Genomic DNA, 13,260 nt, shown 5'->3' with positions numbered 1-13,260 from the left:
GCCAACAAATGTTGGCAGGCGTTGGTCATTCACCGGCTCAGAAGGGGACCCCGCCATGAACACCACCGCACTCCCTGACCGTACGGAGGTCGCCATCGTGGGCGGCGGCCCGACCGGGCTCGCGCTCGCCGTCACGCTCGCGTCCGCCGGCGTCGACTTCGTCGTCCTGGACCGACTGGCCGAGGGCGCGAACACCTCGCGCGCCGCTGTCGTCCACGCCCGGACCCTGGAGGTCCTGGACGAGCTGGGCGCCTCCGAGGAGCTGATCGCGCGAGGCGTTCCGGTCACCCGGTTCGCCGTCCGCGACGGCTCCCGTCGGCTGCTGACCGTGCCGTTCGACCGGCTGCCCACGCCCCACCCGTACACGCTGATGGTTCCCCAGTACGAGACCGAGAGCGTGCTGCTGGACCGGCTGCGCGCGCTCGGCGGTGGCGTGCACCGCCCCTACGAGGTCGCTTCCGTCGTGCAGGACGAGGAGGGTGTGACGCTCACCATGAGCAGCGGAGAGACGCTGCGTGCCGCATACGCCGTGGGGGCGGACGGTATGCACAGCACCGTGCGGGAAGCGGCGGGTATCGGGTTCACCGGCAACGCCTACGCCGAGTCCTTCGTGCTCGCCGACGTCACGATGGACTGGGCCCCCGGCCCCATCGAGGTCTCGCTCACCTTCGGCACCGCGGGACTCACCGTCGTCGCCCCGCTCCCCGGCGGTCACTACCGGGTCGTCGCCACCGTGGACGACGCGCCCGTCACACCGGACATCGACTTCGTCCAGCGTCTGCTCGACGACCGGGCACCCGGCCAGGCCGAGGTCACCGGACTGGCGTGGTCGTCGCGGTTCCGGGTGCACCACCGGGTCGCCGACCGCTACCGGGCCGGGCGCCTGCTGCTGGCGGGCGACGCCGCCCATGTGCACAGCCCCGCCGGCGGTCAGGGCATGAACACCGGCATCCAGGACGGTCATGCCCTCGGCCGGGCGTTCGCCGGCGGGCAGCTCGACGGCTACGAGGCGCAACGCCGCCGCGTCGCACAGCGGGTGGTCGCCTTCACGCACCGGATGACCCGCCTGGCCACCACGCGCAACGCGATGGCTCGCGGGGCGCGCAACATCGCACTTCCCCTGCTCGGCCACACGGCCATGCCCCGGAAGCTCGCCACCGAACTCGCCGAGCTCAACTACCGGTAGGGCAACCGTTGTCCGGGGCCCCTCAGGTCGCCGTCTCTTCGAAGGCCAGTACGTCGTGGCCGGTGTCCCAGAGCAAAGTCAGCAGCGCGCGGACCGACGCCTGGTCGACGTTGTCGACGACCAGCACGGTGCCGTCCGCGCCGGGCGTCGACACCTGGTCGAACCTGGTCCGGATCAAGTCCAGCAGCGTGCGGGAGATCGGTCCACGCAACGTCAGCTCGTAACGGGGAGGGGCCATGCGTACAGGGAACACGCGGCCCGAACGGCAGCGCACCACCCGCCCCGGACAAGCACCCGGGGTGGGGTCAGATCAAGCCGAGTTCGCGTGCGGTCGTGACGGCGTCGTGCCGGGAGGCGACGCCGAGCTTGCGGTAGAGGCTCTTGTTGTACGCCTTGACCGTGTTGATGGACAGGAACAGGGCTGCCCCGATCTCCCGCTGGGTCGCCGGCCCCTGCAGCGCCCGCAGGATCGACAACTCGCGATCGGTCAGTTCCTCCGCGAGAACACCGGAGCGTACGGCGGTGCGGGCGCCGGCCCGGCCCAACCGCGCCTCGCTCTCCTCGAGCCGGCGCTTCGCGTACGCGCTCACCGGCTCCTCGTCCACCACCTCACGGGCTCGCGCCAGTGCGGCGCGGGCGGCGGGCCGGTCCCCGCGGGCGAGTTCGGCGTCGGCGAGGTACAGCAGGCCCAGGAAGAGCACGGTCGGCCGCGGGTGCAGTTCGGCGAGGGCGACGGCGCGGCGCAGCCCGGCGGCGGCCGTCTCCATGTCGGCGTTCTGGTAACTGCGCCTGGCCTGGGCGATGCGCAGCGGGGCCAGTCCCGGCGTACTGGTCTCCCGCCCGTCGCGCTCGACGGCGTCGGCGAGCACAGCGGCCTCGCGCAGGACCCGGTCGCAGTCCTCGCCGCGGCCGGCTTCGACGAGGCTGATCGTCAGCGTGCCGGCGCCCTGAAGCATCAGCGACGGCGGCCACGCCTTCCGATGGGTCGGTGACGACCACAGGTGGAGCAGCAGTGAGGCGGCCTCGTCGAAACGGCCGTCGCGGGCCAGCATGGCTCCCAGTGCCGCCCGTACGGTCGGATGCCCGGCTGCGCCTGATTCGGTTTCCTCGTGCAGTGCCTGCTGCACCATGGCGACGGAGTGCGCGGCCTCGGCATCCGGCATGCCGAAGCCCGCACGCACGCAGAGCACGGCGCTGCGGAAGCTGTGCCAGCCGGGGACGGCGATGTCGGGGGCACCACCTGCCTCGCAGACGTCCAGCCAGCGGTTCACCCGGTCCTGGTCGCCGCAGAGCGCCGCCGTGTAGGCCAGTGAGAACGCCAGTGCGGGGCCCACCGCGCGGATGGGCAGCCGCTCGCCGAACTGCAGGTAGGTCGCCGCGGCCCCGCGTGGGAAGAACCAGGTCTCCGCGTTGCGCAGCATCAGCTCCGCGGCCTCGTCGTCGCGGCCGGCGCGCAGCAGGTGGTGCACCGCGTCGTCGATGCGGTCCTGGTCGGCGAACCAGGCCGCGGCATGACCGAGCACCTCCCGCGGGTCCGTGGTGGCCTCGCGAGCCAGGACTTCACGGAGCAGGTGATGGCACCGGTACCACTGCCGTTCGTCGTCCAGGGCGGCAACGAAGAGGTCCGCCCTCACCAGATCGGACAACACCTCGGCTGATCCGGTCACCTGCAGTGCGGCGTCGCACAGCGGACCGGAGAGCCGTTCGAGCGGTGCTGCCCTGACGAGCAGGTCGCGATGGCTCGGCGCGAGGCCCGGCAGCACCTCGGCCGCGAAGTAGTCCAGCAGATGCCGGTCATCGGCGCGGGCCTTCGCCGGGTTCGCGCGCAGTGCGAGGGCAGCCAGCTGCAACCCTGCCGCCCACCCCTCGGTCCGTTCCCACACGGCTGCTGCCGTCGCCTCGTCGAGGTCGTGCCCCGACACCGCCGACACCAGGGCCGCCGCCTCGTCCGGCGAGAACCGCAGCTGCGCCGCCCGCAGCTCGGTCAGGTCGCCACGGGCCCGCAGCCGCGCGAGCGGCAGCGGCGGGTCCGTGCGCGCGGCGATCACGATCCGCAGTGAGGCGGGCAGATAGGCCACGAGGTATTCGACCGCCTCGTGGATCTGCGGGTCGGTGAGCAGGTGGTAGTCGTCGAGCACGAGTACGTGCGGCACCTCTGATGCGGCCAGCTCGTTCAGCAGCATCGGCAGCGCGAGGTCGACCGGGGAGACGTCCGCCGCGTCCAATGCCTGCAGCGGGCCCGTGCTGATCGCGTCGCCGGCGTTGTGCAGCGCGGTGAGCACGTAGCTCCAGAACCGGACGGGTTCGTCGTCGCTCTCGTCGAGCGAGACCCACGCGATGCGGCGCTTTTCCTCGGGGTCCGCCGCCCAACCGCTGAGCAGACTCGTCTTGCCCCAACCGGCGGGCGCCACCACCACGGTCAGCCGGGTCTCGGCCAGACGCAACTGCCGCCGCAGGCGTTCGCGCGGGACCGCGCCGGCCCGGGCCGGTGGGACCGACTGCTTCACGGCCAGCAGTGGCCGCGTGCGTATGTCCGACGTCACGACACTCCTGACCTGCGGCCCGGCACCGCAACCCGACGCCGATTCTGCCAGCTCCACCACCCCGGGTACATCTTGGGGCGGGGTGGTGCGCCAGCACCCTGTCCGACGCGATTGTCCTGCCACAACCCGGGGCCGCGCGACAGGAGAGACGCAATGGCCACGAACACCGTCACAGACGAACCCCCAGAGCTGGCCATGACCCGCAGGGACGCGCTGAAGCTGGCCGGCCTCGGCATCGGCTCGGTCGCCGGCCTCGGCTTGGGCGTCGGCGGACTGCGGGCCGCCACCAACGGCGCCTTCAGCGCCGGGGCCGGTGATCCGTACGGCCTCTGGCACGACTGGACTTCGATGTCCGGCGTCGAGCGGGTGGTCGCCGGCGGCGTCCTGGCATGCAACCCGCACAACACCCAGCCCTGGCGCATCGCCGTCGACGGAGACACCATCGACGTCCACTCCGACCCCAGCCGGCGCATGCCGCTCAATGACGCCGGCGGCCGCGAACACTTCGCCGGGCTCGGCTGCGCCGTCGAGAACATGGTGATCGCCGCCGGACCGGCCGGATTCACCGCGAAAGCAACCCTGTTTCCGGACGGCACCGCCTCCGACCACGTCGCGCGGATCGTGCTGAGCGACGGCGGCGACGGGCAGGACCGCGACCTCGCCGCCGCGATCCCGCACCGGCACACCAACCGCGGCCCGTACACATCCGCGCCCGTAGACCTCAGCGGCTTCACCGAGCAGAGCTCCCGCGTCAACGGCGCGAGCATGCTGTGGATCACCGACAAGGCGGTGCGTGAGCAGTTGGGCCGGCTCTACGTCGAGGCCACCGAGGCGATCACCGCGGACACCGCCCAGTCGACCGAGGCGTTCACCTGGTTCCGCAGCTCGCGCAGCAGCATCGACAAGCACCGCGACGGCCTCACCCTCGACGGTCAGGGACTCGGCGGACTGACCCTGTTCGCCGCGAAACTGCTGCCGGCGCAGTCCCGCAAGGACGGCGACGCCTACTGGGTCAAGGCCACCCGCGAGGTGCACACCGCGACCGCCACCGCCTACGGCGTCATCACGGTCGACGACGTCGCCGAAAGAACCGCCCAGGTCAACGGCGGACGGCTACTGGCCCGGATGCACCTCACCGCGACCACTCTCGGCCTCGGCCTGCACCACATGAACCAGATCACCGAGCGCATCGACCGCGACCACGCGGCCGGCAACCCCGATGTCTTCTCCGCCCGCTGGGCCGCCCTGCTCGGCCGCCCCGCCTCGACCGGCCTGCTGTCCTTCCGCATCGGTCACCCCGAGCGCACGCCGGGCCTCAGCCCGCGCCGCAGCCTCGACGACGTCGTGACGGGCTGACCCCTTCGGGGGCCCATGCGTCCCACGAGCCGCCCGTCCATCAGTTCCCAGTTTCGTTCAAAGGAGATTCCCATGCCCGGTTCCCCCGTTTCGGACCCGGCCGCCGGACCGGTGCGCGCACTGCGCCCCGGTGCCGTTCTGGCCGTGACCTGCCTGGCCCTGGCGACCGTCGTATCGGCCATGGCATCGCTGAGCGTGGCGTTGCCCGACATCGCCCGGGAGACGCACGCCAACCAGACCCAGCTGTCCTGGATCATCGATGCCTACAGCCTGATCTTCGCCTCGCTCCTGCTGCTCGCCGCGACCCTCGGCGACCGATTCGGCCGTCGCAGGGCATTGCTCGGCGGCGTCGGGCTGTTCGCGGGAGTATCGCTCGCCGCGACCTTCACGACCGAGCCGGGCGTCCTGATCGCCCTTCGTGCGGTGCTCGGTGTGGCCGCCGCATTCGTCATGCCCGCCACGCTGTCCACGATCACCAGCACGTTTCCCCGCACCCAGCAGGCGCGTGCCATCAGCATCTGGGCGGCGGTCGCGGGCGCCAGTGCCGCACTGGGTCTTTTCGCCTCCGGGGCGCTGCTCGAGGTGTGGTCGTGGCGATCGGTGTTCTGGCTGAACACCGTGATGGCCGGGCTGGCGTTCGTCGGCACCCACGTCTTCGTGCCGGAGTCCGCGGAACCGGGCCGGCAGCGTGTGGACGTGGTCGGAGCGATTCTCACGGTGGCGGGACTGGGGGTGCTGGTCTACTCGGTCATCGAGGCGCCCGAGCACGGTTGGGGCAGCACGCGCACCCTGGCGGGCATGGCCCTCGGGCTCGCTCTACTGGTCGTCTTCGTCGCCTGGGAGCTGAGGCACCCACACCCCCTGCTCGATCCGCGGCTGTTCCGCCACAAGGCGTTCGCGGCCGGATCGATCTCGACCACTCTGCAGTTCTTCGCGTTCTTCGGGTTCATCTTCGTCACCATGCAGTACCTCCAGCTGGTACGGGGTGACAGCGCCCTGATGGCCGCGGTGAGCGTGCTGCCGATGTCCGCGGCGATGATCCCCAGTGCCCGTCTCAGCCCGCGCCTGGTCGCCCGGCGAGGTGCCCGGGCCCCCTGGACCGCCGGCCTCCTCCTGGTCACCACCGGCCTGGTCGTGCTGGCCCAGCTCGACGCCGGCAGTTCGTACTGGCTGGTCGTCGGCGGGCTCCTGCCGCTCGGTGCCGGCATGGGTCTGGCCACGACGCCGGCCACCGCGGCGATCACCGACGCCCTGCCGCCCCGTCTGCAGAACGTGGGGTCCGCCGTGAACGACCTGTCACGCGAACTCGGCGGCGCCCTGGGCATCGCCGTCCTCGGCAGCCTCATGAGCGCCCAGTACCGCGACGAGCTCGACACCAGCGGGCTCCCCGCCCCGGTCGCGCACGCGGCACGCTCCTCCCTCGCCGCCGCCAACCACATAGGCCACGCCACGGGCAACCCCGCACTGATCGAACGGGCCCGCGACGCCTTCGCCTCCGGGATGCACCTCGCACTCATCAGCGGCGCCGGAACCACCGTCCTGGCCGCCGTCGTCGTCACCCTCCTGCTGCGCCGGACCGGCAATGCGGGCAAGGTCGCCGTCCAGACGCAGACCGACGGCACGGACCGCGACACGGCGAAGGCGACGACGTAGCCACCATCCGACCTGCCGGACACATCCACCACGACGCGCGGCGCGAGCGACCACGATCTGTCCCTCGCGCCGTACCGAGAAGGGAACCGACGTGACTTCGCTGCGCACAGAGACGCATCACCGACCCGGCCCTCCCCGACTGCCGGAGCCCCTGCAAGCCCTCAACCGCGCCTTCGCTCTCCTCGGCACACGCGGCACCGGGCTCATCATCACGGCCCTCGCCAAGGGGCCGGCCGACCTCCACCTGATTCGCGAGCGCGTCCCCGGCCTCAGCGACGGCCTGCTCACCCGGCGCCTGCGGGAGATGACCGCCCTCGGCCTGGTGGCCCGAACCGCCCACCCGGGCACACCCACGAGCACCTCCTACACGCTCGCCTCCCACGGCAAGGCGCTCCTCATCCCCCTGGCCGCCCTGACAGTTTGGGCAGAGGACCATCTCCCCGCGAACGCCTCGGGGGAAGCTCGTTCTTCGCAACGTGACCGGGGGGCCTCGGAGCAGCAGGCCGCGCAGGACGGCCACGGCCGATAGCGCCTCGCCGTGACCACCGGGGTGCGTGCGCCCTGCGAACCGACGGATCGGCGACGGTGACATCCCTCTGGTCCGACGTCGTTTCCCAACCGCTGTGCACAACTCGGAGATTTCCGAGAAGCATCGCACCGCGTCTCCAGGCCGAATTCCCGGAGGAGAAAGAAGCAGTGTCCGGCCATCCGACGCGATCCGCTAGGCGCGGTGCCACGCCAACAACAACCTGACTCGCTGAACCCTTTGAGGGAGAGAACATGAGCGCACACGAAAACGTGGACCTGGGTCATACGGTGGCCGGCTGGACCGGGACAGCCGTCGCGCTGGCCGGCTTCTGCGTCGCAGGTCTCGGAGTGATCGCTGTTTCCGCGGCGTTGATCATCTCCGGTACGGCAGTGATCGCCCTGGCCGCCGCCATCACCTGGCTTCTCCACCTGGCAGGCTGGGGGAAGCCCAGCGGCCCGCGCCCGGCCGACCAGTGGGACTGGCGGGTGAAGGACCTCGGCGCCCGGCAGGGACACCCGGACTGCCTCGGGTGCCGCATGGCTGGGAGACGGGTCGAGGCGGTCGCGAGGCTCGCAGAGCCGACGTCCACAGCGGCCACCTCGCCGCCGCGCCAGAGCCTGCACAGCTAGGGCACGCGGGGCGCAGAGCCTTCGGGCGCTCGCGGCGGGCACTCCGACCGCCTCTGCTGCCGCACCTGTCGGTTCCTTCAGTTCACGAAAGGCCGTACTGTCCGAAACATGCGCTATTTTCATGTTGATGTCTTCAGCGCCCAGCCTTATAGCGGCAACAGCCTGACGGTGTTTCCCGATTCGACAGACCTCAGTGGAAGTCAAATGGCGCGCATTACCCAGGAAATGCGCCACTTCGAATCGGTCTTTCTGGCCCGGGAAGGATCCAGTGACCGGACCTGGCGTGCGCGAGTGTTCGACGTTGCCGAGGAACTCGACTTCGCCGGCCACCCTCTCATCGGGGCGGCCTGCGTCCTGCACGCTCTGCACGGTGGCGATGCCACCGAGATCTGGCACCTGCGGCTGAAGGCCAGAACGGTCAGCGTCACCACCCGGCGCCGCGCGGTGGGCCGGTACACCGGCGTGCTGGACCAGGGCCTTGCCGAATTCCTCGAACGCCCCCACATCCCCGCACTGGCCTCCTGGTTTTCCTTGGACGCCGACGACCTGGACCCGGACCTGCCTCCGGAGGTGCTCTCCACGGGCTTGCGTTACCTGATGATCCCCGTACGCGGCGATGCGTTGGAACGTGCCCGGATCACGCGGGACCTCGAAGGGCCCCTCGCTGCGGTCGGCGCCCAGTTCGCCTACCTGCTCAACGCCGCCGCCCTGGAAGGACGTCACTGGAACAACGACGGCGTCCTCGAAGACGTGGCCACCGGTAGTGGAGCCGGCTGCGCCGCCGCGTACCTGCGCCGCCACGACCGCATCGGGAACGGAGAGACTGTCACTCTGCACCAAGGCCGCTTCACCGGCCGCCCCAGTCAGATGGCGATCAGCGCCCATGGCGAAGGACGGGACATCCACTCCGTCACGGTGGGCGGCGATGTGGCGTTCGTCGCGGCAGGGCGCCTCGCGGAGTCGCCCTGCGCACCGGCCGGCCCGGACGGTGACGTCCCCTTCAAGCCCAGCCGACTTCCCGACGCGCCCTGACCGCACGCACCCTCGCAGGACCCTCGGTCACGGCTACCCGTCGGGCGAACTGCTCTTTCGAGCGAGACGGCCGGGCACCTCCCGCACGGGGTGCCCGGTCGTCGTCTGCCGTGGGCCGCTCAGTCGTGGCCGGCGTGGTGGCCGGCGCCGACGATGGCCTCCATCAGGTCGACGGCGCTGCCGTCGTGGTCGCTGCCGGCGGTGCCGCTGCCGGTGGAGACGTTGCCGGTGCGGTCGACCTCGAGGATCGAGTCGGCGTGCGAGTTGTCGATGACGGTGATCAGACCCCCGTTCGCGGCGGCGGGCGGGGCGGCGGCCCCGAGGAGGGCCACCGCCAGTGCCATGGCCTTGCGGAGGCGGGGTACCGTGCGGCTCACACGCCCACACCCTCGGGGGCCGGCCGGTGGCGGGCGATGTTCCGCTCCAGCAGACGGGTGGCGGCCCTGACACCGACCCCTCGGGCGGGGTCCACCTCGGGCAGCCGTCCGTCGGCCGCCTTCAGACCCGCGAGTGCGGAGTCCATCGCCTCGTGCGCGGCGAACAGGCACGGGGTGCTGTAGATCGCGACGTCGACGCCCAGATCGGAGAGCTCGCTCAGCGACAGGCGCGGTGACTTGCCGCCGGCGATCTGGTTGAACAGCAGCGGCTTGTCGCCGACGACCTCGCGGATCCTGCGGATCCACGCCACGCTGCGCACCCCGTCGACCAGGACGACGTCGGCGTCGGTGGCGGCCAGCCGCTCGGCCCGGTGCAGGATGTCGTGCTCGTCGGTGGCGTCCGTCCGGGCCACCACCACGAGGTCCTGGCGGGTGGCGAGGACCTTCTCCAGCTTCTCCAGGTACTCCTCCAGCGGCAGCACCTGCTTGCCGTCGGCGTGCCCGCAACGGCGGGGCCGCTTCTGGTCCTCGAGGATCACACCGGAGGCGCCGATCCGCTCCAGGCCCTCGACCACGTGACAGGCGACCTCCGCGTCGACGTACCCGTCGTCGATGTCCACCAGCAGGTGGTGGTGCGGGAACGCGCCCCGCAGCCGCTGGACGAACGCGAGCATGTCCGGCCAGGCGATGAACCCGATGTCCGGCAGCCCGTAGTACGAGGCCGCGAAACCGAAGCCCGAGACGAACATCCCGTCGTAGTGCTCGGCGGCGATCGACGCCGAGTACATGTCGTACACGCCGATCAGTGGGGTGGTCCCCGGCCCGGCGATCCGCTCGCGCAGCTTCTTCCCGTGAGTCAAGGTCCGGCTCCTCGTGTGGGTGGGTGGCGCGGCTGCCGGCGCGGCGCCGCGTCGCGACATCCCTTTACTAAGGCAAGAGCATCTCTTGATATTTGCGTGGCATTGCCTATGGACGGGCTTTACTCACTCGGATGGAGCAACGGGTTCACCGCAGAAACGTCACGCGATCCCGCAGTGGCTGTCTTCGACTCCGACGCCGCTCTCCGACGACCTCGCCCTGAGCCTGATGGCGAACACCTTCGTCACCCTGTTCCGGCGTCGGCGGCTGCTGGACGAGACCACCGCGTGACCGCACGACCACGGCTACCGGACCGTCGCCCGGACGCCGGACCATGGAAGCGGACCTGCACCGGGATGTCGCGGCGGCCCTGGACTTCCCCGGCCACCACGGCCGCAACCTCGACGCGCTCAACGACTGCCTGCGCGACGTCGAGGCGTACGAGTGCGGGACCACCCGGGAGGCGACCGGCCTCGTCCTCGTCCTCACCCGCTACGACCGCTTCACGCGGGCTCAGCCGCGAGCGGCACAGGTGGTCCTGGACATCGTCGCGGACCGCGCCCGCGGTGCCGCGCTCTTCGGGCACCGCATCATGGCCCTCGTCCAGAGCGACGACCCGGACATCGCCTTCGAGCCGGTGGGTGCCATGGCGGTGATGTGGAACGGCGCGGAGGCGCTCGACAGCAGCCGCCGCGCGTGAACCGACTCCGGCGGCCGGCCGTCGGCCCGCGGGTGTCCGATTCGTTCAAGACCGGCCGGCCGGATCCTGCCTACGGTGGTCGCATGACTCCACGTTTCGCAGTGCTCGGCGTGGTGGCCTCCGATCTGGCCGCCTCGCTCGCGTTCTATCGCCGTCTCGGTCTGGTCTTCCCCGACGGCGCCGAGGATCAGCCGCACGTCGAGGCCTAGTTGCCCGGTGGGCTGACCCTCGCCCTGGACACCGAGGACACCGTCCGCTCCTTCCACCCGGGCTGGCGGCCGCCGGCCGACGGGGGCCGGGTCGCGCTCGCCTTCCGGTGCGCGACGCCGGCCGAGGTCGACGCCGTGTACGAGGACCTGGTCGGGGCCGGGTACCACGGCGAGCTCAAGCCGTGGGACGCCTTCTGGGGGCAGCGGTACGCCACCGTGCACGACCCCGACGGCAACGGCGTCGACCTGTTCGCCCCGCTACCCGCGGCCCAGTAGCTCTCGGAGCGTCGTCCCCGCCAGGTCCCGTACCTCCCGGGCCAGGTGCGGCTGGTCGGCGTACCCGGCCCGCACCGCCGACTCGGCGAACGGCACCCCGGCGCGGACGAGGGCGAGCGCCCGGCGCAGCCGCAGCACCCGGGCCAGCGTCTTGGGGCCGTAGCCGAAGGCGCTCAGGCAGCGGCGGTGCAACTGGCGGGCGCCCAGGCCGAGTCCGTCGGCCGTGGCGGCGACCGGGCGGCCCGCGTCCAGCGCCGTGACCAGCCGCCCGAGCAGGGGATCGGGCGGGCCCGCCTCGGCCGCCCGCTCCAGCGCGATGTCCTCCAGGGCCCACGCGGGATCGGGCGCGGCGTCGACGCGGGCGCTCAGGCGCCGTACCCGGTCGGCGGGCCACAGGTCGGCCAGCTCCACGCGCAGGTCGCGCAGTTCGTACGCCGGTACGCCGAGCAGAGCGGGCGCGGTGCCCGGGTGGAACCGGACGCCCGCCCAGCGGCGCGGCCGGCCGCCCGGGACGTACGCGTGCGTGTCGGGGCCCGCGACCAGCAGGCGTCCCTCGTTCCACAGCAGGTCCATGCAGCCGTCCGGCAGCACGGGCCGCACGGCGCGGTCCTCCAGGGAGCGGCGCCACACCACCGCTCCGGTCAGCCGGGACGCCCGTTCCTGGTACACGTGCGCCAGGCTACGCCGCGGACGCCGCCGGGCCGGGGCACCCGGGTCACTTCTCGGGCGGGCCGGTCTCCCCTGCCGTCTTGTGGGCGTTGTGCTGGCTCCTCACATGCGCGCGCAACCGTGCCGTCACGTCCTCCGGGGGCAGGAAGCGCGACCAGCGCTCGGGGAACTCGGACGGCATGTCGGGGTCGTCGGGGTCGCTCTCGAGGGCTGCGGCGGCCCGGGCGACGTACTCGGCGACCTGGACCTCGCGCAGCCGCTCCTGGGCGGCGCGGGCGGCGGCCGTGGCGGCGGCCGGCCAGACCCGGTCGATGGCCGCGTTGACCGCAGCGCCGACGAGCACGGCGAACGCGGACACACCGATCCACAGCAGCACCGCGACGGAGGCGGCGAGGGAGCCGTAGATCGTGGCGCCCTCGATCGTGCTGGTGAGGTAGATGCGCAGCAGGAAGCTGCCCAGCACCCACATGGCCAGGGCGACCAGGGCGCCGGGCACGTCCTCGATCCACGGGGAGCGCACGGGCACCGAGACGTGGTAGAGCGTGGTGAGGAAGGCGATCGAGAGGACGATCACCACCGGCCAGTACAGGACCTGCACCAGCGTCTCCGACCAGGGCACGATCCCCACCACGGCGTCAGGCCCCGCCACCATCAGCGGCAGCGCCACCGAGCCGATCAGCAGCGCCACGATGAAGAGCAGAAAGGCCATGATCCGGGTCTTCACGATGCCCCGGACGCCGTCGAGGCCGTACATCACGGTGATGGTGTCGATGAAGACGTTCACCGCACGCGAGCCCGACCACAGGGCGAAGAGGAAGCCGATGGAGATGACGTCCGGGCGGCCGCCCTTCATCACGTCGTGCAGGATAGGCTCGGCGATCTCCTTGACGCCCTTGTCGGACAGCACGGTCCGGGAGGCCTCCAGGAGGTTGTTCTCCAGGGACTGGATGGTGTCGGCGCCGGTCCAGGCGTCCACGTAGCCGAGCAGCCCGATCAGGCTCAGCAGCAGCGGCGGCACGGACAGCAGCGTGAAGAACGCCGCCTCGGCCGCCAGGCCCAGGATGCGGTACTCCATGCACGAGTTGACGGTGTCCTTGAGCAGCAGCCAGGCGGTCCTGCGCTTGGAGACGTTCCGGTAGAGGACTCTGGCCCGGTGGAGCCGTCCGCCGGGCCGCTCGATGGGTTCACTTGCTGGCTGCACGCCCTAACGGTATCCGCCGGGACGGACCCCTCTCACCTCGCG

At 71.5% G+C, this 13,260-nt stretch carries 13 protein-coding genes and 1 pseudogene; 8 read left to right on the top strand and 6 right to left on the bottom strand.

Features of this window, described 5'->3' with window-relative positions; translation table 11 throughout:
• The first annotated feature begins 55 nt into the window (after window positions 1-55).
• Window positions 56-1,186: an FAD-dependent oxidoreductase gene (locus ACFYZQ_RS14955; RefSeq protein ID WP_389146651.1), complete on the top strand. Its 1,131-nt coding sequence runs from the start codon at window positions 56-58 to the stop codon at window positions 1,184-1,186.
• 22 nt (window positions 1,187-1,208) lie between these two features.
• Here the strand turns inward: ACFYZQ_RS14955 and ACFYZQ_RS14950 are convergent, their stop codons facing one another.
• Together ACFYZQ_RS14950 and ACFYZQ_RS14945 are read right to left on the bottom strand one after the other, a co-directional pair.
• Window positions 1,209-1,424, bottom strand: a complete 216-nt coding sequence (locus ACFYZQ_RS14950) for a hypothetical protein (RefSeq protein WP_389146648.1) — start codon at window positions 1,422-1,424, stop codon at window positions 1,209-1,211.
• 67 nt (window positions 1,425-1,491) lie between these two features.
• Complete coding sequence (locus tag ACFYZQ_RS14945) at window positions 1,492-3,729, bottom strand: LuxR C-terminal-related transcriptional regulator (protein WP_389146645.1); 2,238 nt, start codon at window positions 3,727-3,729, stop codon at window positions 1,492-1,494.
• Window positions 3,730-3,882: 153 nt separating this feature from the next.
• On the opposite strand from ACFYZQ_RS14945, the gene ACFYZQ_RS14940 reads away from it, so the two are divergent.
• The 5 genes from ACFYZQ_RS14940 to ACFYZQ_RS14920 all read left to right on the top strand — a co-directional run bounded on the left by ACFYZQ_RS14940 (window position 3,883) and on the right by ACFYZQ_RS14920 (window position 8,928).
• Entirely contained in the window at window positions 3,883-5,085 is a 1,203-nt protein-coding gene (locus tag ACFYZQ_RS14940) for an Acg family FMN-binding oxidoreductase (protein WP_389146642.1), read from the top strand.
• Window positions 5,086-5,157: 72 nt separating this feature from the next.
• Window positions 5,158-6,738 (top strand): MFS transporter, encoded by a 1,581-nt coding sequence (locus ACFYZQ_RS14935; protein ID WP_389146639.1) that lies wholly within the window; start codon window positions 5,158-5,160, stop codon window positions 6,736-6,738.
• Between the two features lie 91 nt (window positions 6,739-6,829).
• Window positions 6,830-7,267: a winged helix-turn-helix transcriptional regulator gene (locus tag ACFYZQ_RS14930; protein ID WP_389146636.1), complete on the top strand. Its 438-nt coding sequence runs from the start codon at window positions 6,830-6,832 to the stop codon at window positions 7,265-7,267.
• Window positions 7,268-7,518: 251 nt separating this feature from the next.
• Window positions 7,519-7,896, top strand: coding sequence for an HGxxPAAW family protein (locus ACFYZQ_RS14925; protein ID WP_389146633.1), 378 nt, complete (start codon window positions 7,519-7,521; stop codon window positions 7,894-7,896).
• A gap of 108 nt (window positions 7,897-8,004) precedes the next feature.
• Window positions 8,005-8,928, top strand: coding sequence for a PhzF family phenazine biosynthesis protein (locus tag ACFYZQ_RS14920; RefSeq protein ID WP_389146630.1), 924 nt, complete (start codon window positions 8,005-8,007; stop codon window positions 8,926-8,928).
• A 119-nt stretch (window positions 8,929-9,047) separates the two neighbouring features.
• On the opposite strand, the gene ACFYZQ_RS14915 is transcribed toward ACFYZQ_RS14920, so the two are convergent.
• Both ACFYZQ_RS14915 and ACFYZQ_RS14910 read right to left on the bottom strand, forming a co-directional pair.
• The gene (locus ACFYZQ_RS14915) at window positions 9,048-9,305 is read right to left on the bottom strand and encodes a hypothetical protein (RefSeq protein WP_389146627.1); all 258 of its coding nucleotides are present in this window, start codon (window positions 9,303-9,305) and stop codon (window positions 9,048-9,050) included.
• The gene (locus ACFYZQ_RS14910) at window positions 9,302-10,165 is read right to left on the bottom strand and encodes an oxaloacetate decarboxylase (RefSeq protein WP_389146624.1); all 864 of its coding nucleotides are present in this window, start codon (window positions 10,163-10,165) and stop codon (window positions 9,302-9,304) included. The genes ACFYZQ_RS14915 and ACFYZQ_RS14910 overlap by 4 nt, the downstream gene beginning before the upstream one ends.
• Window positions 10,166-10,497: 332 nt before the next feature.
• Between ACFYZQ_RS14910 and ACFYZQ_RS14905 the strand changes: the two genes are divergently transcribed.
• Both ACFYZQ_RS14905 and ACFYZQ_RS14900 read left to right on the top strand, forming a co-directional pair.
• Complete coding sequence (locus tag ACFYZQ_RS14905; protein WP_389146622.1) at window positions 10,498-10,863, top strand: barstar family protein; 366 nt, start codon at window positions 10,498-10,500, stop codon at window positions 10,861-10,863.
• 83 nt (window positions 10,864-10,946) lie between these two features.
• Window positions 10,947-11,348, top strand: a pseudogene (locus ACFYZQ_RS14900) (VOC family protein).
• Here ACFYZQ_RS14900 and ACFYZQ_RS14895 read toward each other — a convergent pair.
• Window positions 11,331-12,017, bottom strand: a complete 687-nt coding sequence (locus ACFYZQ_RS14895) for a helix-turn-helix domain-containing protein (protein ID WP_389146619.1) — start codon at window positions 12,015-12,017, stop codon at window positions 11,331-11,333. The pseudogene ACFYZQ_RS14900 and the gene ACFYZQ_RS14895 sit on opposite strands and share 18 nt — an antisense overlap.
• Window positions 12,018-12,063: 46 nt before the next feature.
• Entirely contained in the window at window positions 12,064-13,218 is a 1,155-nt protein-coding gene (locus ACFYZQ_RS14890) for a YihY/virulence factor BrkB family protein (protein ID WP_389146616.1), read from the bottom strand.
• Window positions 13,219-13,260: the final 42 nt, after the last annotated feature.

This window comes from Streptomyces sp. NPDC001843 (assembly GCF_042891955.1).
Taxonomy (GTDB): Bacteria; Actinomycetota; Actinomycetes; order Streptomycetales; family Streptomycetaceae; genus Streptomyces.
This window is presented reverse-complemented; position numbering and strand designations above follow the sequence as displayed.